This window comes from Nocardioides sp. CCNWLW239 (assembly GCF_037137035.1).
Classification (GTDB): Bacteria; Actinomycetota; Actinomycetes; order Propionibacteriales; family Nocardioidaceae; genus Nocardioides.
In genome coordinates this window covers 339,250-360,748 of the sequence record NZ_JBBBNW010000002.1, presented here as the reverse complement: position 1 = coordinate 360,748, position 21,499 = coordinate 339,250, and the positions used below count along the sequence as shown (strand labels likewise).

Below are 21,499 nucleotides of genomic sequence, written 5' to 3'. Positions count from 1 at the left end.
TCAGCAGAACTGAATCAGTACTGCGACTGCCCCTCGTCGCCGCCGAAGCCGCCCTCGTTGGAGCCCTGCTCCGAGCCCTCGTCGGAGCCGTAGGAGGAGCCCTCGGACTGCTCCTGGCCACCGCCGAAGCCGCCCTCGTTGGACTGCTCGCCGCCACCGAAGCCACCCTCGCTCTGGCCACCCTCGCTCTGGCCACCCTCGGACTGGCCGCCGTCACCGAAGGGCGCGCCGTAGGAGGAGCCCTCGTTGGACTCCTGGCCGGCGAAGCCGCTCTGGCTCGAGTCCTCGGACTGCTCCTGGCCGCCGCCGAAGCCGCCCTCGCTGGACTCGCCGGACTGCTCGCCGTAGGAGGAACCGCCCTCGCTCTGGCCGCCCTCGGAGCCGTAGGAGGAGCCCTCGGACTGCTCCTGGCCGCCGCCGTAGCCGCCCTCGTTGGAGGACTCCTGGCCGCCGAAGCCGCCCTCCTGGCCACCCTCCTGGCCGTAGTTCTGCTGCTCGTCGCTGTTGCCGTAGTTCTCAGACATTTTGGTCCAACTTCCGAGTAGTTGTGCGTGGACCGGAATCGGAGCATGCGGTGCACACTCCGCCCCCCGGCTGCCCCTGGATGGGGGCATGTAGGTGAAACGGTCTAGACCGTTCCATGTGACGGCACTGATGGCAACAGGTCCGTAACAGTGTTTCGCAAAAAGCCACGAAAATTGTCCGTCAGGTGTATAGCGCGGACGACGCGAGGCGGGGAGCGACCCGATGAGGGTTGCTCCCCGCCTCGCGTGATGGTCGGGCGTCAGGCGTTGTTGTTGCCCTCGTTGTTGCCGTCCAGCTGCTCTGCGTGGTTCTTGGCGGTCTCGACGCCCTGGTCGATGTGGTCGGTGTACTTGCCGCCGGTCTTCTCGTCGGCGAAGTCGCCGGCCTTGTCCAGACCCTCGCCGACCTTGTCGGCGCCGACCTTGTCGATGCCCTGCTGGGCGAGGTCCTTCGCCTTGTCCAAGAAGCTCATACTTCCCCCTCTGGATCGGTGGCTCCCCGTTTGAGCCAACTTGCGGCCAGACTAACCACATGGAGTACGACAGCAACAGGGGAACACGCGATTCAGGTAGTTCACTTGGACTACCCGAATTGGGATCTTTTACCCTAGTGGGTATCCCGGTCGTCGCCGTCGTCGGAGCCACCGCAGCGGGTAAGACATCGCTCTCCCTGGACCTCGCCGAGACCCTCGGCGGCGAGATCATCAACACCGACGCGATGCAGGTCTACCGCGGCATGGACATCGGGACGGCGAAGCTGCCGGTCGCCGAGCGACGAGGGATCCCGCACCATCTGCTCGACTTCCTCGACATCGCCGAACCGGCCTCGGTTGCCGACTTCCAGCAGCTGGCGCGGGCCGAGATCGCAGCGCTCCGCGAGGCTGGGAAGGTGCCGGTGCTGGTCGGTGGCAGCGCGCTCTACACCCGTGCGATCCTGGACCGGTTCGAGTTCCCCGGCACCTCGAACGAGGTGCGTGAGCGTCTGGAGAGGGAGCTCGAAACCGCAGGTGAGAAGGCACTTCACGACCGGTTGCGAGCCCTCGACCCGGTGGCGGCCGAACGGATCGAGGTCGACAACGGCCGTCGTGTCGTACGTGCGCTGGAGGTCATCGAGCTGACCGGTGAGCCGTTCAGTGCACGCCTGCCCGAGCAGGTCTACCACGACCCCGCCTCCATCCAGATCGGTGTCGACATCTCTCGAGAAGCCCTGGACGTACGCATCCGGCAACGCGTCTCGGAGATGTTCGAGTCCGGGTTCGTCGACGAGGTGGCTCGGCTCCTGGACGCCGGGCTGGGGCGTTCGCGGACCGCGGCCAAGGCGATCGGCTACCAGGAGGTCGCCGCGCACCTCGCCGGAGAGATGACGCTGGAGCAGGCCATGGAGCGGACCGTCATCAAGACCCGGCAGTTCGCGCGGCGTCAGGACGCCTGGTTCCGCAAGGATCCGCGGGTCGTGTGGGTCTCACATGATGACCCGGCGCGTCTCGACAAGGCCGTCGCTGCGGTTCGGGCGGTGGGACAGTGAGTGAACGCGACCGTCTGCGAGAGCTCTTGGACGTGGTGCTCGACGGTGCCGACGACGGTGAGCCGCGCACGCTGACCCAGATGGCAGGAGACGCCTACACCTCGCCATACCACTTCAGCCGGCTGCTCTCCCGGGGCGCGGGCGAGCCCCCGGTCGCGATGCGACGGCGGGTGATGCTCGAGCGGGCGGCGTGGCAGCTGAAGCACGGCGGCACGGTCACGGAGGCGGCCTGGGCGGCCGGCTACGAGTCGGTGGAGGGGTTCTCGCGGGCGTACGCGCGAGCCTTCGGCCATCCACCGAGCACGGCCGCGGCCAGCCACTGGCTGCCGGCACCGAACGGCATCCACTTCCATCCGCCGGAGTCGCTGTGGGTCGACTCGCAGGAACGGGTGCTCTCGCCGCTGACCGAGCAGCTGGTGATGCACGACGTCGATGACACCAGAGCACTGCTCGACCAGGCGACGGAACTGTCCGAGGACATCCTCACCGCGGTGCGGCTGCCAGGTCACGAGGTGCTGTCGTGGGACGGGCCGGAGGAGTCGATCCTCCAGGTCCTGGAGGCCACCGTGTGGTCCAAGGAGTGCTGGGTGGCCTCGATCGAGGGGCTCTCGATGCCGGTACGCGGCGGCCCGGCCTCGATCGGCGAGCTGGTCCGGCGCCATGAGGCGGTGGCGCCACGGTGGCTGGCGGTCGTCCACGACATCGAGCGCCGTGGGGCCTGGGAGGACCGGCTCATCGACGCCCTGTGCGAGCCGCCGGAGAGCTTCCAGATCGGGTCGGTGATCGCCCACGTCCTGACGTACGCAGCCCACCGCCGCCTGCTGGTCCGGGCGATGCTCCGGATGGCTGGTGTCGGTGTCGACCAGGGCGACCCGATCGAGTGGCTGCGGGCTCGCCGGGGTGAGGTGCTGCCTAATACCCTGGGGCGGTGACCCCTACCTGGACTGAGATCAGCACGCTCGAAGAGCTCGTCGACCTGGTCGGCACGCCGAACGAGCGGGCCGTCACCAAGGGGCGCCCGGCGCTCCTCGACATCGACCGGGCGTGGCTCGCGGCCACGCCGTTCTGCGTGCTCGCGACCGCGGATGCGGACGGCAACTGCGACGCCTCGCCCAAGGGGGACCCGGCCGGGTCGCTGGTGCACGTCATCGATGACACGACGATCGCGATCGCGGAGCGACCGGGCAACAAGCGGATCGACGGCTACCGCAACGTACTCTCCAACCCGCACGTCGGCCTCAACTTCCTGATCCCGGGCCGCGGGGACACCCTGCGGATCAACGGCCGCGCACGGCTGGTCTCCGATGCGCCGTTCTTCGACGAGATGGCGGTGAAGGGCAAGCGACCGATCCTCGCCCTGGTCGTCGACATCGACGACATCTTCTTCCACTGCGCGAAGGCGTTCCTGCGCTCGGGGCTGTGGGACCCGGAGACCTGGGACCCCGACCACCTCCCGAAGCGCGCGGTCATCGCCAAGGAGGTCGAGAACGACCCGCGCACGCTGGCGGAGATGGAGGACTACTACCGCACCGACGCCTACTCGAAGTCGCTCTACTGATGACCTACACCTACCTGAAGGGCCACGGCACGGAGAACGACTTCGTGCTGCTGCCGGACCTCGACGGGTCGGTGCACGGCGCGCTCTCCGACGAGGAGATGGCCGCGCGCGTCCGGGCGCTGTGCGACCGGCGGGCCGGCATCGGCGGCGACGGGATCCTGCGGGTGGTCCGCACCGCCGCCTACACCGGAGCCGACCGCCCGGCCAGCGACGCCGAGTGGTTCATGGACTACCGCAACGCCGACGGCACCCTGGCGGAGATGTGCGGCAACGGCACCCGGGTCTTCGCCGAATACCTGCGCTCGGCCGGTCTGGCCGGCGACGAGGTCACCTTCGCGACGCGCGCCGGTGACAAGACGCTTCGTGCCGACGGGGACGTCTGGACCGCCGACCTGGGCTCGCCGAAGCTGCTGGGGTCGACCCAGGTCACCGTCGCCCACCACTTCTGGTCGGCCTGCAACGTGGACATGGGCAATCCGCACGCCGCCGCCGAGGTCGAGTCGATCGACCCGCACGGCCCCGTCGGCGACCTCTACGACTCCCCGGTCTTCGAGGAGACCGTCTATCCGCACGGCGTCAACATCGAGTTCTTCACCCGCGTCGCGGACCGCCATGTCGCCATGCGGGTCTACGAGCGTGGTGCCGGCGAGACCCGCTCCTGCGGCACCGGTGCCTGCGCGGTGATGGTCGCGGCCGCCGAGGCCGACGGTCTCGCGGTCGCGCGCGATGCCGACGTGACCTACCGCGTCGATGTTCCGGGTGGCACCCTCCACGTCACCTGGACCACCGACGACCGTGTCCTCCTCACCGGTCCCGCCGTTCTGGTCGCCGAGGGCACCACCGCACTCTGAAGCCGCCGAGACGTCACCACGGTCGGCCGAGACGGCAGCTCGCTGCCGTCTCGGCCGACGGATCTGACGCCTCGGCGAGATAGTTAACGGGTGTTCACCGCGGTGAGGGCCGTCACGTCTATGGTGTCGCCCATGGAGTTGACTGAGAGCACAGCGATCGTGACGGGTGCGGCCAGCGGGATCGGGGCGGCGACGGCCCGGGCGCTGGCGGCCAAGGGTGCGACGGTGATCGTCGCGGACATGCAGAAGGACAAGGGCGAGGCTCTGGCGGAGGAGATCAAGGGGCTGTTCGTGCCCGTTGACGTCACCGACACCGACCAGATCACCAACGCCGTCGAGAGGGCCGTGGAGATCGCGCCGCTGAAGGCGGTGGTCAACTCGGCCGGGATCGGGTGGGCGCAGCGCACCATCGGCCGTGACGGTCAGATCGGGTCGGCGCACGATCTGGACGCCTACAAGAAGGTCATCGCGATCAACCTGATCGGCACCTTCGACATGTGCCGCCAGGCGGCCACCTACATCAGCCGCAACGAGCCCGACGCCAACGGACAGCGCGGCGCCATCGTCAACCTGGCCAGCGTCGCGGCCTTCGACGGCCAGATCGGTCAGGTGTCCTACTCCTCGTCCAAGGGCGGCGTCGTCGGCCTCACCCTGCCGCTCGCGCGCGACCTCGCCGCGGTCGGGATCCGCGTCAACACCGTCGCCCCCGGTCTGATCGACACCCCGATCTACGGCGAGGGCCCGGAGGCCGAGGCGTTCAAGGCCAAGCTCGGCGAGAGCGTGCTGTTCCCGCACCGCCTCGGCGTACCCGAGGAGCTGGCCAGCATGGTCGTCGAGTGCCTGACCAACGACTACATGAACGGTGAGACGATCCGCGTCGACGGCGGCATCCGGATGCCACCGAAGTGACCGGGCGCAATCGACGCAACCCACGCTGGTAGTACCCCGACGGCTGGCGCACCGCTAATGTGTGCGCCAGCCGCGGACAGCTCAGACCGCTCCGCGGATGTCGGAGCTAGGGAGTTCGCATGTCCGATAAGGCGTACATCAGTACGTCGAAGGCGCTCGCGATCATCGGGTCCGAGGAGCCGGCGGAACCGACAGAGCCGACCGGGCCCGAGCAGAAGCCACGGTTCAGCCGCGAGACGATCGGGGTGATCGCAGGCGCGGCCGGGCTGTTGGCGGTGTGCCTGCTCGCGACCGCGCTGGTCGCCCACGGCGAGGCGAACCCGGGCGAGAACAGAAGGTGCTCGGGCCCGCCGATGACGGTGGCGGTCGCCCCCGAGGCGGCGAACGTGGTCAGCAGCATCCTCGATGATGCCGGCTGTGACCAGTTCGAGGTGGATGTCACGAAGGCCGACGAGGTCCTGGGGCCTCTGGCGCTCGGTGGCGACCTGCCCGACGTGTGGATCCCCGACTCCTCGCAGTGGCTCGAGCGGATCGACCCGGCGACCGAGCCGGTGACGCTGCGGGCCTCGATGGCCTCCTCACCTGTCGTCATCGTCGCCGGCGACGGGCTCGTCCGGAGGTCGTACGCCGAGGCCTTTGCCGAGGAGGATCTGCTGGTCGGCGACCCGGGGCGGATGATGAGCGCCCTCGGCACGGCGATCGCCAGCCACGGCGACCCCCAGCGCGAGGCCCGGATGGAGTCGCACGCGGCTCGGATCGCCTCCGGTGACGAGGTTGCCGCACCGACCGATTCCGGACGCCTGGCCGAGCTGCAGACCGTCTTGAGCGGTGTGACGGCGACCAGCGAGCAGCAGTGGTCGGAGTACGCGCCGACGCTCAAGGCCGCCGCGCCGAAGGAGGGCACGGTGGTCCTCGACTATCCCGTCCTCATCACCGCCGACTCGTCCCGCCGCAACGCGCTCGCGTCCTCGATCACCACCTTCGCCCGGGTGATCGACAGCGGCGCCGCCGACACCGCCCTGACCGAGGCCGGTTTCCGCACCACCGGTGCCGGAAAGCCGTCCCCGAACGTCGGAGCGTTCACCAGGGTCGATCCGGCCACGGTGGCGAAGACCGCCGCCGACTGGAGCACGAGGCTGCGGCCGACGCGCGCGATCGCGGTCGTGGACGTCTCCGGGTCGATGGCCTGGCCGGCCGCGCCGGACAGCAGCACGTCCCGCCTCGAGCTCACCCAGGCGGGCGCGTCGGAGGCTGTCGAGGCCCTCCCCGGTGGCGCCGCCATCGGGCTGTGGGCCTTCTCCGAGGAGACCGAAGGCAGGCTCGGCGGTGACCATGCGGTCCTCGTCCCGACCCGCCAGCTGGCCGCCAAGGGCCAGCGCACCCAGCTGAGCGAGGAGATCGCCGGCCTCAGCGAGCGCACCGGCGGCGGCACCGCGCTGCACGACACCGCGCTCGCGGCCTATCAAGCAGCGGTCGCCTCCTACGACCCGCTCGCGGCCAACACCGTTCTGCTCATCACCGACGGCACCAACGACGACCCGGACTCGATGGACCTGGCAGAGCTCGTACGCCAGCTGGAGGCCGCCTCCGACCCACGACGGCCGGTCCGGGTGATGGGGATCGGGATCACCGCCGACGCCGACCTGGGCGCGCTGCGCGCGATCGCCGACGCGACCGGCGGGGAGGCGTACGTCGCCGAGCGGCCGGAGGATGTCGGAGCCGTTGTGCGGGAGGCGCTCAGGCACCGTTGAGGGGCCCCGGATCAAGCTCCGCCGGATAAGCATTGTCCCCCGGGTGGTGTGGCGCCGTACCCTTGTTGGTATATGACGAACAACGCACACGATTTTTCACTCGCTGACGAGCTCGAGGCCACCGAGGACTGGGACGCGCTCGACGACGGCTTCGAGAGTGGTTACGCCGACGAGGATCCCGAGGACACCGATCCGACCGTCGGTGCGATGGAGCTCGCCGAGCGACACGCGCTCAAGCGCGTCGCCAGCCTGCGCACCGAGCTCGAGGACATCACCGAGGTCGAATACCGCCAGCTGCGTCTGGAGCGAGTGGTGCTCGTGGGCGTGTGGGCCGGCGGCACCCAGGCCGACGCCGAGAACTCTCTGGCCGAGCTCGCGCTGCTCGCCGAGACGGCGGGCTCCGAGGTCCTGGAGGCGATCTACCAGCGTCGCCAGGCGCCGGACCCTGCGACGTACATCGGACGCGGGAAGGTCGAGGCGCTCAAGGAGATCGTCGCCGCGACCGGCGCCGACACCGTGATCGCCGACGGTGAGCTCGCGCCTTCGCAGCTGCGAAACCTGGAGGACCGCACCGGGGTCAAGGTCGTCGACCGGACCGCGCTGATCCTCGACATCTTCGCCCAGCACGCCAAGTCGCGTGAGGGTCAGGCGCAGGTCGAGCTCGCCCAGCTCAGCTACATGAAGCAGCGGCTTCGTGGGTGGGGTGGCAACCTGTCCCGTCAGGCCGGTGGCCGGGTCGCGGGCGGTGCCGGTATCGGTGGTCGTGGTCCCGGTGAGACCAAGATCGAGACCGACCGCCGCCGGATCAACACCAAGATCGCCAAGCTCAACCGTGAGCTGAAGGCGATGAAGGGCACCCGCGACACCAAGCGTGCCGACCGCAAGCGCCACCAGATCCCGGCGGTCGCGATCGCCGGCTACACCAACGCCGGCAAGTCCTCCCTGCTCAACCGGCTCACCGGTGCCGGCGTGCTCGTCGAGGACGCGCTCTTCGCGACCCTGGACCCGACCACCCGCAAGACGACCACCGAGGACGGGCGGGTCTACACGATGTCCGACACCGTCGGTTTCGTACGCCACCTGCCCCACCAGCTCGTCGAGGCGTTCCGCTCGACGCTGGAGGAGGTGGCCGACGCCGACCTGGTCGTGCATGTCGTCGACGGCTCCCACCCCGACCCCGAGGGCCAGCTGGCCGCGGTGCGCGAGGTGTTCGCCGAGATCGGCGCCAGCGAGGTCCCCGAGCTGGTCGTGATCAACAAGTCCGACATCGCCGACCCGCTGGTGATCGCCAGGCTGCAGCGTGCCGAGCCCCACTCGGTCGCGGTCTCGGCCAAGACCGGCGAAGGCATCGAGGCGGCCATCAAGGCCGTCGAGACCGATCTGCCGCGGCCGGGCGTCGAGTTCTCCGCGCTGGTTCCCTACGAGCGGGGTGACCTGGTCAACCGGATCCACCAGCACGGCGAGATCGACCATCTCGAGCACACCGCCGACGGCACCGTCGTCAAGGGTCGCGCCAACGCGGACCTGGCCGGCGAGCTGGCCGCGTACACGAACTGAGCGCCCATCCCGTCTGATCCCGGGGGCGCTGATCCCGCCACGGGTTCGGCGTTTCGACGTTGGCGATGACAGGCTCGTCCCGCACACTTGGGACGACCGGTCGTTGGAGAGGTCAGGATGCGGACAGAGGTACGCCGAGCAGCGCGCGCCACGATGGTGAGCGCGCTGGCTGGTGCTGTCCTGGTGGCCACGCTCGCCGGCTGTGCCAGCGAGGACGACGGCGTACTTCCTGGGCAGGACGTGAGCCACGGGGCCCAGGTGACCCAGGACCTGTGCACGCGGCTGGCCGCCGAGTCGGTGACCCGCGCGGCGGTGGTGACCGGCGCCGGTGAGCGGGTCGTCGTGATCGGTGACTCCTGGGCATCGGGGTTCGGCCTGGAGGACCCGGCGCTGTCGTGGCCGCGGTATCTCGACGGGGAGGTGCGAGTCTCCGGTTTCGGCGGCACCGGCTACGCGCGAGGGCTGATGGAACGGTGCGGCCCGATCTCCTTCCCCGAGCGGGTCCCCGACGCGATCGCCCCGGGGGCCGACCTGGTCGTGCTCGAGGGCGGCATCAACGACTCCAAGAGCGAGCTCGACGATGTCGAGGAGGGGTTCCGAGACACGCTGGACGAGCTGAAGGGCCACGAGGTCGTCGTGCTCAGTGCGCCCAAGGTGAAGTCGCGGGCCAAGGCCATCAAGGTCGTCAACAAGATGATGCGGCGGGTATCGGCGGAGTACGGTGTGACGTACATCAACGTCTTCGACCTCGAGCTGCCCATGCTCGAGGACAACACCCATCTGACCGTCGCGGGCCACATGCAGTTCGGGGAGATCGTCGCGCAGCGGATCGCGGAGAGCCGATCGGAGACTGTCCCCGCCCACGGCTAAGGTTGCCCGAGTGACCGCAACCGACACCGCCTCCCAGACGCCCGTACGCGAAGCCCTCGCGGATGCGGTCGCGACCCTCGGCGGGGCCACCCGTGAGGGTCAGGTGTTGATGGCCGACGCGGTCGCGCAGGCCCTGGCCGACGAGGAGCACCTGCTGGTCGAGGCCGGCACCGGCACCGGGAAGTCGCTGGCCTACCTGGTCCCGTCGCTGCTCCACGACAGCCGCGTCGTGGTCGCCACCGCGACCCTGGCGCTGCAGCATCAGCTCGTCGAGCGCGACCTGCCGCGCCTGGTCAAGGCGATCGGCTCGCGTCCCGGCGTCGACGCCTCCTACGCGGTGCTCAAGGGCCGCTCCAACTACGCCTGCCTCCACCGCGTGCGCGAGGGCGCTCCCGACGACCAGGGCACCTTGGTCGACGTGCCGTTGGGCCCGATGGCCGAGAAGGTCCTCGAGCTGCGCAGCTGGGCCGAGAAGGAGGCGGAGAAGGGCGGCAGCGGCGAGCGTGACTCCGCGCCCCGTCACACCGACCGCGAGTGGCGACAGGTCTCGGTCAACCACCGCGACTGCCTCGGTGCCGCCAAGTGTCCCTTCGGCGAGGAGTGCTTCGCCGAGGTCGCCCGCGACAAGGCCCAGAAGAGCCACCTCATCGTCACCAACCACTCGCTGCTCGCGATCGACGCGATCGAGGGGGTGCCGATGATCCCGGAATACGACGCGGTGGTGATCGACGAGGCCCACGAGCTCGTCGCCCGAGTGACCCAGGCGGCGACCGACGAGCTGACCGCGGCCGAGGTGGAGCGGGCCGCCCGCCGGGCCCAGAAGCACATCGACGGCTCCGAGGCCGACGACCTGGCCGATGCCTCCGACGCGCTGCGGGCCGCGATCAACGAGACCTCTCCGGGCCGGCTGATCACGCTGCCCGAGGTCGTCTCGGACGCGCTGATCCTCGTGCGGGACGCCGCCCGGTCCGCGCTCTCGGCGCTCCCCAAGCCGAAGGACTCCGACAGCGCCGACCCCGGCTTCCAGCAGGCCAAGGGCGGCCTGCAGGAGGTCTTCACCACCGCCGAGCGGATGGCCGCCGCCGCTGAGTCCGACGTCATCTGGCTCAACGAGGGCGGCGACAGGATTCCTCCGCGCCTGTGCGTCGCGCCGCTGCAGGTCTGGGCGCAGATGCGCGACAAGCTGCTGCGGGAGAAGACCGTCGTCTTCGCCTCGGCGACCCTCAAGCTCGGCGGCGACTTCGGCCCGGTTGCCGGATCGCTCGGGCTCAAGGCGGAGGAGCGCACCGAGCTGGGCGCCGGGGCGCAGCGCACCGAGGACGTGCTGCCGTGGGTCGGGCTCGACGTCGGCAGCCCGTTCGACTACGGCCGCCAGGGGATCCTCTACGTCGCCCGCCATCTGCCCCCGCCCGGGCGCGACGGGATGGGGGCCAAGACCCTCGACGAGATCGTCGACCTGGTCGACGCCGCCGACGGACGTACGCTCGGGCTCTTCTCCTCACGCCGGGCCGCCGAGGCGGCGGCCGAGGTCGTGCGTCAGAAGCTGCCCCACCTGACCACCCTGGCGCAGGGCGACGCGCAGCTGCCCGAGCTCGCCGCGCAGTTCGTCGCCGACCCGCACACCGTGCTCTTCGGCACCCTGTCGCTGTGGCAGGGGCTCGACGTGCCTGGCGACACCTGCCAGCTCGTGATCATCGACCGGATCCCGTTCCCGCGCCCCGACGACCCGCTGATGTCGGCCCGGCAGCAGGCGGCCGACAAGGCCGGCGGCAACGGGTTCATGCAGGTCGCCGCGACCCATGCGGCGCTCCTGCTCGCCCAAGGGGCCGGCCGGCTGATCCGCACCACCACCGACCGCGGCGTCGTGGCCGTCCTCGACGCCCGTCTCGCGACCGCCCGCTACGGTGGGTTCCTCAAGGCGAGCCTGCCGCCGATGTGGGCCACGACGGATCCCGACGTCGTGCGGAAGGCCCTCAAGCGGCTCTCCGAGATGGCCTCTGCCTGACCCACGGCCGAGTCGGCTCGTACTGAGCGACAAGCACGCCGAGTCGGCTCGTTGGAACGAGCCGACTCGGCGGGGGTTGGGTCAGCGGTAGGTCTTCGCCCACCAGCGGTGGGTGGCCTTGTCCGGCGAAGCGATGCCACGGCATGAGTACGCGGTGCCCTGGCCGCACCTGAAGTTGCTGCTCGCGTTGGCGAAGGTGACCTCGACCTTGCGGATCCGCTTGGAGGAGAAGCCCTCGATGGTCTTGGTGGCGATGCCGTCCCGGTTGGGCTTGAGGTAGTAGACGCCGCGGGTGCCGTCGGTGCGGAAGACGCTGACCACGGCCGCGTTGGCGTTGGGGCGGGCGACGTCGACCTTCACGCGCAGCTTCCAGCCCTTGCCGACCTTCTTCGGGACGAGGCGCTGGGAGGCGTACGTCAGGTGCTTGAGGGTGAACTTGCCGTCGACGGTCTGTCGCTTGGCGGGGAGCGCGGTGCGTCCGTCGTAGACCGGCGCGTAGTAGGCGCGGCCCTCGCTGTAGGTCTTCCGGGGGGCCAGGTTGCCGGCGGCGAAGCGGGTGTATTGGGTCTTCAGCGTGGTGCCGCGGTCGGCGAGCGCCCGTCGGATGGCGAGCGTGGAGTAGGTCGACTCGGCTCGTCGCCAGATGTCGAGGACCACTGCCGGAAGCTGGCCGCGCTCGCGCGCGTAGCGCTCGGAGAGGAACCGGAAGAAGATCCAGTTGCCGTAGATGCCGAGGTTGGAGGCGTTGGAGTTGTCCAGCGGCTTGCGCTGGTCCTCGAGCTGGCCGTAGGCGAGATACTGCCGGTTGTCGTCGATGCTGTCGTAGACCTCGTCCTCGACCCAGGTCGCGGTCGACTCCATCATCCAGCGGTCCTCGCCGGCGTCGTAGGCGAACTGGACGGCGTGGAAGTATTCGTGAGCGGCCGTCACCCGGAGGTTCTCGGTGGGCGTGTTGTAGTAGCCGTATTCGCTGCTGGCGTAGTTGTTGTCCAGCACGCAGTAGGCGGTCGCGGCCGTCTTGGAGACCTTCGACTCCGGCGCGCAGTAGCCGTAGTAGCCCTCGTCGTAGAGGTTCTCGAGGTAGATGTCGACCTTGCCCGGCGTGACCGCCTTGTCGGCCGCCGGCTTGCGGTATCCCGCCTGCACGTAGAGGTTGTGGACCTTGGTGACGACGTCACGGACCTGGGTCGCGTACGCCACCGAGGCACGGTCGCCGCCGGAGCCCGGCGTGTAGTGGACGCAGACCGCGGTGCTGCAGGTCTGGCTCGTGGCACGCGGGCGGGCGAGCAGCTCGCGAGCGGCCGTCTTGTCCGAGCCGTCCAGGGCGTCCTTGGCGTTCCACAGGTTGGTCAGCGCGATGGTCGCGTCGGGGCGGCCGGCGACGTGCCGACCCGGCACCACCTGCCGGACGCCGCGTACGGACTGGTTGCGCTTGATCTTCTTCGCCTCGGCGAGCGCCTCACGGGCGGTCTCCTCCGTCACCGGCTGCTCGGCGCTGGCTTCACCGCCGGTCACCGCCGAGGTCGCCGGAGTCGACCCGGTTGCGGGCATGGTGGCGACGAACGTCGCGACGACCATGCCTGCGATCAGGACGAGGGAGCGTTGTTTGCGGGTGATCCGGCGGGCAATGTTTCGCATGAGATACCAGACGTTCGGGATGACAGACCACCGCAGTCTAAGCGCACGACCCCGCCGTGTCCGGGGGACACGGCCGATTGGGCGTTGCCCACGGACGAAGCAGCCGCCGACCCGATGACGGGTCGGCGGCTGGATCGCACGCAGAATGCAGGTCGTCAGAGGCTGCGGAGGACCGCGGTCACCTTGCCGAGGATCGTCGCGTGGGTGCCGTCGATCGGCTCGTAGGCAGCGTTGTGCGGCAGCAGCCAGACCTTGCCGTCCTTGCGGGAAAGGGTCTTGACGGTCGCCTCGCCGTCGATCAGCGCGGCCACGATCTCACCGTTCTCCGCGGTCGGCTGCTGGCGCACGACCACGAAGTCGCCGTCGCAGATGGCGGCGTCGACCATCGAGTCACCGGAGACCGAGAGCAGGAACAGGTCACCGTTGCCGACCAGCTGCTTGGGGAGCGGGAAGACGTCCTCGACGCTCTGCTGGCTCGAGGTCTCCTCGGCCAGGATCGGGCCACCGGCCGCGATCCGGCCGACCAGGGGAACCATCGCGGCGTCGGGGTTGGGGTTGACCCCGGCCTCGGCGGTGACCGTCGACTCGGCCGTGCTGGTCTCCTCGGGCTCGCCGGACATGGCCTTGCGGTGGGCCATCACCTCGGGGAGGAAGACCTCGAGGGCACGAGGCCGCTTGGGGTCCTTGCGGATCAGACCACGCTGCTCCAGCGCGCGGAGCTGGTGGGCGACGCTGCTGGTGCTGGTCAGCCCGACGGCGGCGCCGATCTCGCGCATGCTGGGCGGGTAGCCGCGCTGTTCGATGCTGTCGCGCAGGTGAGCGAGGATGCGCTGCTGACGCGGCGTGAGCCCGGTCGCGTCCGGCGGCCCGTCGGGCAGCTCGCGGACGCGGCTCTTCGAACCGCCTGATCCGGTGCCTGTCTTCTGCGTGGTCATGTCTTCACATTAGTCCCTCTGGCACCACGACTTCAAACATCTGTTCGATCTCGTCACCGGTGCGTGTCGGCGTTCGAAAATTCTTGGGGTCGCTACTTGCGTTGTTCGAACACGTGATCTAACTTCGAACATGTGCTCGATCGAACACGTGATCGAGAGACCGATGAACTGGAGGCCGTGATGAGTGCAACCGTCTATGTGCTGCCCGTAGCCGAACCGCCCCGTCCGGCGCGGGATGTGCGGCGTTCGACGGTGCGGCTCACCCGGCGCGGCCGAGTCGTGGTGTTCGCGTTCGCACTCGTCGTGCTCTTCGGGATCGCGCTGATCGGAGCGCGGGTGGCGTTCGCGGCGAACAGTGCCGGCGCTGATGCCGGATTTCCTGGTGGCTCCGCCCCCGCCGCCCACACGATGGTCGTCGGCGATGGTGACACGCTCTGGGACATCTCCTCGAAGGCAGTTGCCGGCACCGACGCATCGATTCGGGAGATGGAGCAGACGATCAAGGAGCTCAACAGTCTCGAGTCGTCGATGCTCGTGTCCGGTCAGACCCTGATCATCCCGACCGCGCCGTAGGCGCCACACAGATGTCCGGCCGCTCCTTCGACCCTGGCGGCCGGCTACCGGGGAAAAGTGAGAGTGCCGCAGACGATGGGAAGCGTCTGCGGCACTCTCGCTGTGGCGTCAGTGACGCCCGCGGTACGGGGTCCCCGGGTCGGTCGGCGGCCACTGCTTGTTGCGGGTGCTGTGTCGCGGCGGCCACTCGTCGTCCGGTTGGGACGGCGGGTCTTGGGGCGGACGCGGGGTGGGCAGCGCCTGGGTCGCGGCGGGATCCTGGGTCAGCCGGGCCCGCGAACCGGTCTGGCCGTATCCGGTCGGCACCTGGTAGGCGCCCGACTGATACGGCGAGGAGCCGGCTTGCTGGGTCGGGTAGCTGTCCGTGGTGTATCCCTGCGATCCGTACGCCGGGGTGCTCTGCGGTGTCGACGTCGGCGTCGGCGGGTTCGAGTAGTAGGGCTGCGGGGTGGGTGGCGGGCTGGTCGGCGGCTGGTAGGCCGAGGCGCCGTAGGCGGCCCGGCTGCCGGTGCTCCCGTAGCCCTGGTCGTCTCCCGGGTAGCCGTAAGGCGACTGGGAGCCCGTGTCGGTGTAGGCCGAGCGACTTCCGGTGCTGCCGTAGGGCGGGTGGCTCCCGGTGTCGGCGCTGTGGCGGCTGTAGGAGCCGGTGTCCTCGTAGCTGTAGGAACCGGTGCCGTAGTAGCCCTGCTCCGGGTAGGTCTGATCCGCGTAGGGCTGGTCGGCGTAGGCCTGGTCGCCGTAGGACTGGTCCGGGTAGTCCTGCTCCTCGACGTAGGCGCTGGAGTGGTTGCCGGTGTAGTCGTCGGTGGGTGGCGGGGTGGGGGCGCCGGTGAAGTCCCGCCAGGCCTTCCCGGCGAAGGTGAAGGTCAGGAAGAGGCAGGCGACTGCAGCGACCGCCGCGATGGCGAGCTTCACCCAGGCGCCGGAATCGCCTCCCCGTGCGTCGGCCCCGAAACCGACGGCGACCCACACCAGCACACCCCAGATGACGAGGAATGCCAGTGTCGCGATCGCAGGCAAGATGAATGGTGGCCGGGGACCGCTTCTGGGGCGCGTGCCTCTCCGCGACCCGACGCGATTTCCTCCGGAGATGTTTGTCACGGGGGTCATTCTTACGCATCGAGTCCAGCCCGGCGCCGCTGAACCGGAATCTTTCGGCAATTGACCGGCGACACGCCGGGCACGCGGGGAAACCCGACCCTCGCTTGCATCGGCCGGAGGGCGGGCGTACGGTTACCACTACATCTAGTAGTTACACGGCTGTAGTTATCCACATCTAGTTCACATGAACCGATGGATGACCCACAGCGATCAGGGTGTTGTTCCACAGGGATTCACGCTCGTATCCACAGGTTCCACAGGCTCGGGCCGCCGCTGAGACGGCCTGGATCCACAAGCTTCACGAGAGGGGCTCGACCGTGCACTGTCCGTTCTGCCGGCACAGCGACACCAAGGTGCTCGACTCCCGCGTGGCCGAGGAGGGTGGCCAGATCCGGCGCCGCCGGGTCTGCCAGGAGTGCGGGAAGCGGTTCACGACCGTCGAGCAGATGCAGCTGATGGTGGCCAAGCGTTCCGGCGCGGCGGAGCCGTTCAGTCGGGACAAGGCGGTGCACGGCGTACGCAAGGCGTGCAAGGGCCGCCCGGTCACCGAGGACCAGCTCGCGTGCCTCGGCCAGGAGGTCGAGCAGGCGCTGCGGAGCCAAGGACTGGCCGAGGTCCCCAGCCACGAGGTGGGGCTGGCGATCCTCGCGCCTCTGCGAGAGCTCGACGAGGTCGCCTACCTGCGCTTCGCGAGCGTCTACCGGGCCTTCGAGTCGGTGGACGACTTCGAGCGTGAGATCCAGATGCTGCGTACGGAACGGGAAGTCCAGAACTTCGAGACAGAACATCCGGTCGAGGCCCCGGTGGGCTCCGACTAGATACCCACGGCCATTCACAGCGAGATGGCACACAGACGGGCCCGGGCAGGCCGTGGGGAAGCGACCTGTCCGGGCCATCCAGCGAAACAGACCAGGCTCAGCACACGAGCAGGGCGTACGAAGCCCGAACGGGCGCAACAGGAGACTCCACCATCAGCACCGACCAGCAGTACGGCACAGCGATCGATGACAACAGGGGGAACGAAATGACAGACACGGCAGCAGAGGCACAGGCAACGGCGAAGGCGGGCTCCGGGCTGAAGATCGAGCGGATCTTCAGCACCGAAGGCGTCCACCCGTACGACGAGATCACCTGGGAGCGACGCGACGTCGTCCAGAAGAACTGGAAGACCGGTGAGACCGTCTTCGAGCAGACCGGAGTCGAGTTCCCCGACTTCTGGTCGATCAACGCCTCGACGATCGTGACCACCAAGTACTTCCGCGGCGCCCTCGGCACGGCCAAGCGCGAGCAGAGCCTGAAGCAGCTCATCGACCGGGTCGTGAACACCTACGTCGCCTCCGGCAAGGAGAACGGCTACTTCGCCTCCGACGCCGACGCCGACCTCTTCGGTCGCGAGCTCACCTGGCTGCTGGTCAACCAGCACTTCGCCTTCAACTCGCCGGTCTGGTTCAACGTCGGCACCGAGTCCCCCCAGCAGGTCTCGGCCTGCTTCATCCTCTCGGTCGACGACTCCATGGACTCGATCCTGAACTGGTACAAGGAGGAGGGCCTGATCTTCAAGGGCGGCTCCGGTGCCGGTCTCAACCTCTCCCGCATCCGCTCCTCCAAGGAGCTGCTGAAGTCCTCCGGCGGCACCGCCTCCGGTCCGGTCTCCTTCATGCGTGGCGCGGACGCGTCCGCGGGCACCATCAAGTCCGGTGGCGCCACCCGCCGCGCCGCGAAGATGGTCGTCCTCGACGTCGACCACCCCGACATCGAGGAGTTCGTCGAGACCAAGGCGCGCGAGGAGGACAAGATCCGCGCGCTGCGCGACGCCGGCTTCGACATGGACCTGGGCGGCAAGGACATCTCGTCCGTGCAGTACCAGAACGCCAACAACTCCGTGCGCGTCTCCGACGAGTTCATGCGTGCGGTCGAGGAAGGCAAGAAGTTCGGCCTCCGCGCCCGCACCACCGGTGAGGTCATCGAGGAGATCGACGCCCGCGAGCTGTTCCGCAAGATCTCGATCGCCGCGTGGGAGTGTGCCGACCCGGGTCTGCAGTACGACGACACCATCAACGACTGGCACACCAACCCGGAGACGGGCCGGATCACCGGCTCCAACCCGTGCTCGGAATACATGTCGCTGGACAACTCCTCCTGCAACCTGGCGTCGCTGAACCTGCTGAAGTTCCTCAAGGACGACGACACCTTCGACGCGGTCCGCTTCGAGCAGGCCTGTGAGGTCGTCTTCACCGCGATGGACATCTCGATCTGCTTCGCCGACTTCCCGACCGAGGCGATCGGCCAGACCACCCGCGACTACCGCCAGCTCGGCATCGGCTACGCCAACCTCGGCGCCCTGCTGATGGCGATGGGTCTCGGCTACGACTCCGAGGGTGGCCGCACCATGGCTGCCGCCATCACCTCGCTGATGACCGGTGCCGGCTACAAGCGCTCCGCCGAGCTCGCCGGTGTCGTCGGCCCCTACGCCGGCTACGCCCGCAACGCCGAGGCCCACCTGCGGGTCATGCGCAAGCACCAGGCCGCCAACGACGCGGTCCGCTCGATCAACCCGGTCGACCGCAACATCATCGACGCGGCGACCAAGGTGTGGGCCGACGTCATCGAGATCGGTCGCGTCAACGGTTTCCGCAACGCGCAGGCCTCGCTGCTCGCGCCGACCGGCACCATCGGCTTCATGATGGACTGCGACACCACCGGCATCGAGCCGGACTTCTCGCTGGTCAAGTTCAAGAAGCTCGTCGGTGGCGGCTCGATGCAGATCGTCAACCAGGTGATCCCGCGCGCGCTGAAGAAGATGGGCTACCAGCCCGAGCAGATCGAGGCGATCGTCGCCTACATCGCCGAGCACGGCCACGTCATCGACGCGCCCGGCCTGCGCCAGGAGCACTACGAGGTCTTCGACACCGCGATGGGCAAGCGTGCGCTGAAGCCGATGGGCCACGTACGCATGATGGCGGCGACCCAGCCGTTCCTCTCCGGTGCGATCTCCAAGACCGTGAATCTGCCCGAGTCGGCGACCGTCGAGGAGATCGAGCAGGTCTACATGGAGTCGTGGAAGCTCGGCCTGAAGGCCACCGCGATCTACCGCGACAACTGCAAGGTCGGCCAGCCGCTGGCCGACGGCAAGTCGGAGGGGGCCAAGAAGGACCAGGGTCTCTCCACGGGTGCCGCCGCGGCCGCCGTGGCTGCCGAGGCCGAGGTCGAGCCGGAGGTCGTGGAGAAGATCATCGAGAAGATCGTCTACGCGCCGACCCGCAAGCGCCTGCCGAAGTCGCGCGTCTCGCGCACCACCTCCTTCACGGTCGGTGGCGCCGAGGGTTACATGACCTCCGGTGCGCACGCTGACGGCGAGCTCGGTGAGGTCTTCCTCAAGCTCGGCAAGCAGGGCTCGACCCTGGCAGGTGTCATGGACGCCTTCTCCATCGCGGTCTCCGTCGGCCTTCAGTACGGCGTGCCCCTGGAGACCTACGTCTCCAAGTTCACCAACCTGAAGTTCGAGCCCGCCGGTCTGACCGACGACCCGGACGTGCGCATGGCGCAGTCGCTGATGGACTACGTCTTCCGCCGGCTGGCGCTGGACTACATGTCCTTCGAGGACCGCTCGGCCCTCGGCATCTACTCCGCCGACGAGCGTCAGCGCTACCTCGAGACCGGCTCCTACGAGCAGCTCGGCAACGGCACCACCGCCGCCGAGCTCGTCGAGAAGCCGGCTCCCGAGCGCAAGGCCGCTCCGGAGGCGAAGTCCGAGGTCATCGACGCCGACATCACCGAGGACGCCGGTGTCGAGGAGGCCCCGAAGGGTGAGGCCAAGACCGCTCACACCACCGCCGAGCTGCTCGAGTCGATCAGCGGCATGGCCATCGACAGCCCGCTCTGCTTCACCTGCGGCACCAAGATGCGCCCCGCCGGCTCCTGCTACGTCTGCGAGGGCTGCGGCTCGACCTCCGGTTGCAGCTGAGTCGTTGACTGACTGAGTCCGGTCCCGCGCCCCTCCGGGGTGCGGGACCGGTCCGTTTTCGGTCGACCTGGGCGAATAGCCTGGAGCGGTGACGAACGCGGATCTGGCAGAGGTGATGGCCCTCGAGCGTGAGCTGCAGACGGCAGCGGTGCGATCCGACCCGGCTCGTCTCGCCGAGCTGATGGCGCCGGATTTCGAGGAGATCGGCGCATCCGGACGGATGTGGGACCTCACGTCGATCCTGGAGATGCTGTCGGCGGAGGACGACGAGACACCGGAGATCGAGGTGCACGAGCTCACCGGTCGCGAGCTGTCGGACGGCGTGGTGCTCCTGCGGTGGCAGTCCCTCCGCGACGGCCGGCGGGTGCACTGTACGTCGCTCTGGCAGCGGCGCGAGGTGGGATGGCGCCTGGTTCACCACCAAGGCACTCCCGCTGCTTCTCAGGATTCCTGAATGGGGGCGATCGGCGGCGATGGGGTGTATCGCGGGACTGATTTCTACTGCGACGTCGCCATCCCGCACCCTGAGCGCCTGCACGTGGTGCACGAGGACGACCGCGTGCTCGCCTTCCATCACACGCGCCCGTTCTGGGAGGTCCACATCGTGGTGGTGCCGAAGCGCCACATCGGATCGCTCACGACCGTGAGCGCGCAGGACGAGACCGACGTACGTGAGTTACTCCGTGTCGTCCAGACGGTGGCGAGGAACGTGGAGCTCGAGCACGGTGCCGCGGCAGTGCTCACGAATCTCGGTGCCTACCAGGACTCCAAGCACCTGCACGTCCACGTCCACAGCGGTGGGCGCCGAGACCGGAGGTGACGTGGGAGCCCCGGAGTCACTGGGCGACCCTTCGGCAACCTCAGGACACCGCCTCAGGCCTCCCAGGTCGCCCAGGGGTCAGCGGGGCGAAGCGGTCTTGGGCCCAGCCGGCAGCGTCCAGGACGAACCGGAGAAGGACCGAGTCGCCTGTGCCCATGAGCTCGGTGTTCACGCCGCCCGTCCCGAGTCTGGGGGCGTACGCATCTAGGGCACGCCTGCGTCGGTCAGTTGTTCCTCGCGGCCCGGTGATCGTGATGACCGACCTGTTGATGGCAACCCCGGTGACTCGACCGGACCCTATGGGGTGACCTGTGACTGCACGCGCGGTCTCGATGGCTGACGTCACGGAACGCCGGTCCAGGACCGCGCCCAGGGCGGCCCGAGGGTGATGTGCTGCTGCAGCGAGCGCATGCGCGACGGCGTCATGGCAGGCGATGTGGTCCGGGTGGCCGGTCAGTCCATCTGGTCCGACGGTGAGAACGATGTCGGGGCGCAGTGCTTCGAGTGCTGTGATCACGGGAACGGCGAGGTCCGCCGGATCGGCTGCGCTGATCGTCCTTGCCGTCGCGTGGGGCGTGTCCGTCCAGTGTCCGGGTTCCGTGAGATAACCCCAGGTGTCGATGCCTAACAGTTCTGTTGACACCGCGAGGCGTTTCTCCTTGGCGCGGCGTGCGTTCGCGAGACCTGCTGGCGTCAACGGGCTGTTGCGGCCCTCGCCGCCGGTGAAGATGCGTAGGTGAGTGCGCGCTCCGGCGGCTCTGGTGGCGATGGTCGCGGCCCCGGTGGCGAACACTTCATCGTCAGGGTGGGCATGGACGATGAGCACGACCGCGCCGCTCAGGTCGCCGAGCCCCAGGTCGCTGAACATGTCCCACACGCTACGCACGCGGGGTGGGGGCATGGGAACGTGGGAGTCCC

General features: G+C 68.8%; 20 protein-coding genes. 14 read left to right on the top strand and 6 right to left on the bottom strand.

The window, feature by feature from the left end; genetic code table 11:
* Window positions 1-14 precede the first annotated feature (14 nt).
* Both WBG06_RS07665 and WBG06_RS07660 read right to left on the bottom strand, forming a co-directional pair.
* On the bottom strand, window positions 15-524 hold the full coding sequence (locus WBG06_RS07665) for a hypothetical protein (RefSeq protein WP_336735998.1): 510 nt from the start codon (window positions 522-524) through the stop codon (window positions 15-17).
* Window positions 525-784: 260 nt separating this feature from the next.
* Entirely contained in the window at window positions 785-997 is a 213-nt protein-coding gene (locus WBG06_RS07660) for an antitoxin (RefSeq protein ID WP_336735997.1), read from the bottom strand.
* A 137-nt stretch (window positions 998-1,134) separates the two neighbouring features.
* Here WBG06_RS07660 and miaA point away from each other — a divergent pair, with 137 nt between their 5' ends.
* From miaA to WBG06_RS07615, 9 genes are all read left to right on the top strand, one after another.
* A complete protein-coding gene (gene miaA / locus WBG06_RS07655; RefSeq protein ID WP_336735996.1) occupies window positions 1,135-2,049 on the top strand; it encodes a tRNA (adenosine(37)-N6)-dimethylallyltransferase MiaA in 915 nt (304 codons plus the stop codon).
* On the top strand, window positions 2,046-2,981 hold the full coding sequence (locus WBG06_RS07650; RefSeq protein WP_336735995.1) for a helix-turn-helix transcriptional regulator: 936 nt from the start codon (window positions 2,046-2,048) through the stop codon (window positions 2,979-2,981). Before miaA ends, WBG06_RS07650 begins: the two co-directional genes overlap by 4 nt.
* Complete coding sequence (locus WBG06_RS07645; protein ID WP_336735994.1) at window positions 2,978-3,607, top strand: pyridoxamine 5'-phosphate oxidase family protein; 630 nt, start codon at window positions 2,978-2,980, stop codon at window positions 3,605-3,607. The genes WBG06_RS07650 and WBG06_RS07645 overlap by 4 nt, the downstream gene beginning before the upstream one ends.
* Complete coding sequence (gene dapF / locus WBG06_RS07640; RefSeq protein WP_336735993.1) at window positions 3,607-4,458, top strand: diaminopimelate epimerase; 852 nt, start codon at window positions 3,607-3,609, stop codon at window positions 4,456-4,458. The genes WBG06_RS07645 and dapF overlap by 1 nt, the downstream gene beginning before the upstream one ends.
* Window positions 4,459-4,590: 132 nt before the next feature.
* Complete coding sequence (locus tag WBG06_RS07635; RefSeq protein ID WP_336735992.1) at window positions 4,591-5,367, top strand: SDR family NAD(P)-dependent oxidoreductase; 777 nt, start codon at window positions 4,591-4,593, stop codon at window positions 5,365-5,367.
* A gap of 119 nt (window positions 5,368-5,486) precedes the next feature.
* Entirely contained in the window at window positions 5,487-7,118 is a 1,632-nt protein-coding gene (locus WBG06_RS07630; protein WP_336735991.1) for a VWA domain-containing protein, read from the top strand.
* Between the two features lie 72 nt (window positions 7,119-7,190).
* Window positions 7,191-8,675 (top strand): GTPase HflX, encoded by a 1,485-nt coding sequence (gene hflX / locus WBG06_RS07625; RefSeq protein ID WP_336735990.1) that lies wholly within the window; start codon window positions 7,191-7,193, stop codon window positions 8,673-8,675.
* A 117-nt stretch (window positions 8,676-8,792) separates the two neighbouring features.
* The gene (locus tag WBG06_RS07620) at window positions 8,793-9,545 is read left to right on the top strand and encodes an SGNH/GDSL hydrolase family protein (RefSeq protein WP_336735989.1); all 753 of its coding nucleotides are present in this window, start codon (window positions 8,793-8,795) and stop codon (window positions 9,543-9,545) included.
* Window positions 9,546-9,555: 10 nt separating this feature from the next.
* Window positions 9,556-11,550, top strand: a complete 1,995-nt coding sequence (locus tag WBG06_RS07615) for an ATP-dependent DNA helicase (RefSeq protein WP_336735988.1) — start codon at window positions 9,556-9,558, stop codon at window positions 11,548-11,550.
* A gap of 81 nt (window positions 11,551-11,631) precedes the next feature.
* Here the strand turns inward: WBG06_RS07615 and WBG06_RS07610 are convergent, their stop codons facing one another.
* A complete protein-coding gene (locus tag WBG06_RS07610) occupies window positions 11,632-13,188 on the bottom strand; it encodes an MXAN_6640 family putative metalloprotease (protein WP_336735987.1) in 1,557 nt (518 codons plus the stop codon).
* Between the two features lie 155 nt (window positions 13,189-13,343).
* Window positions 13,344-14,123: a transcriptional repressor LexA gene (lexA, locus tag WBG06_RS07605; RefSeq protein WP_336735986.1), complete on the bottom strand. Its 780-nt coding sequence runs from the start codon at window positions 14,121-14,123 to the stop codon at window positions 13,344-13,346.
* A 180-nt stretch (window positions 14,124-14,303) separates the two neighbouring features.
* Here lexA and WBG06_RS07600 point away from each other — a divergent pair, with 180 nt between their 5' ends.
* Window positions 14,304-14,696 carry a LysM peptidoglycan-binding domain-containing protein gene (locus WBG06_RS07600; protein WP_336735985.1) on the top strand — a complete coding sequence of 131 codons (393 nt, stop codon included), beginning with the start codon at window positions 14,304-14,306 and terminating at the stop codon, window positions 14,694-14,696.
* A 108-nt stretch (window positions 14,697-14,804) separates the two neighbouring features.
* On the opposite strand, the gene WBG06_RS07595 is transcribed toward WBG06_RS07600, so the two are convergent.
* Window positions 14,805-15,716 (bottom strand): hypothetical protein, encoded by a 912-nt coding sequence (locus WBG06_RS07595; protein ID WP_336735984.1) that lies wholly within the window; start codon window positions 15,714-15,716, stop codon window positions 14,805-14,807.
* A gap of 398 nt (window positions 15,717-16,114) precedes the next feature.
* On the opposite strand from WBG06_RS07595, the gene nrdR reads away from it, so the two are divergent.
* The 4 genes from nrdR to WBG06_RS07575 all read left to right on the top strand — a co-directional run bounded on the left by nrdR (window position 16,115) and on the right by WBG06_RS07575 (window position 20,581).
* The gene (gene nrdR / locus WBG06_RS07590) at window positions 16,115-16,615 is read left to right on the top strand and encodes a transcriptional regulator NrdR (protein WP_336735983.1); all 501 of its coding nucleotides are present in this window, start codon (window positions 16,115-16,117) and stop codon (window positions 16,613-16,615) included.
* 206 nt (window positions 16,616-16,821) lie between these two features.
* A complete protein-coding gene (locus WBG06_RS07585; protein ID WP_336735982.1) occupies window positions 16,822-19,761 on the top strand; it encodes a vitamin B12-dependent ribonucleotide reductase in 2,940 nt (979 codons plus the stop codon).
* 88 nt (window positions 19,762-19,849) lie between these two features.
* The gene (locus tag WBG06_RS07580) at window positions 19,850-20,215 is read left to right on the top strand and encodes a nuclear transport factor 2 family protein (RefSeq protein WP_336735981.1); all 366 of its coding nucleotides are present in this window, start codon (window positions 19,850-19,852) and stop codon (window positions 20,213-20,215) included.
* The gene (locus WBG06_RS07575; protein ID WP_336735980.1) at window positions 20,216-20,581 is read left to right on the top strand and encodes an HIT domain-containing protein; all 366 of its coding nucleotides are present in this window, start codon (window positions 20,216-20,218) and stop codon (window positions 20,579-20,581) included.
* Window positions 20,582-20,621: 40 nt separating this feature from the next.
* On the opposite strand, the gene WBG06_RS07570 is transcribed toward WBG06_RS07575, so the two are convergent.
* Entirely contained in the window at window positions 20,622-21,449 is an 828-nt protein-coding gene (locus WBG06_RS07570; RefSeq protein WP_336735979.1) for a PIG-L deacetylase family protein, read from the bottom strand.
* Window positions 21,450-21,499: the final 50 nt, after the last annotated feature.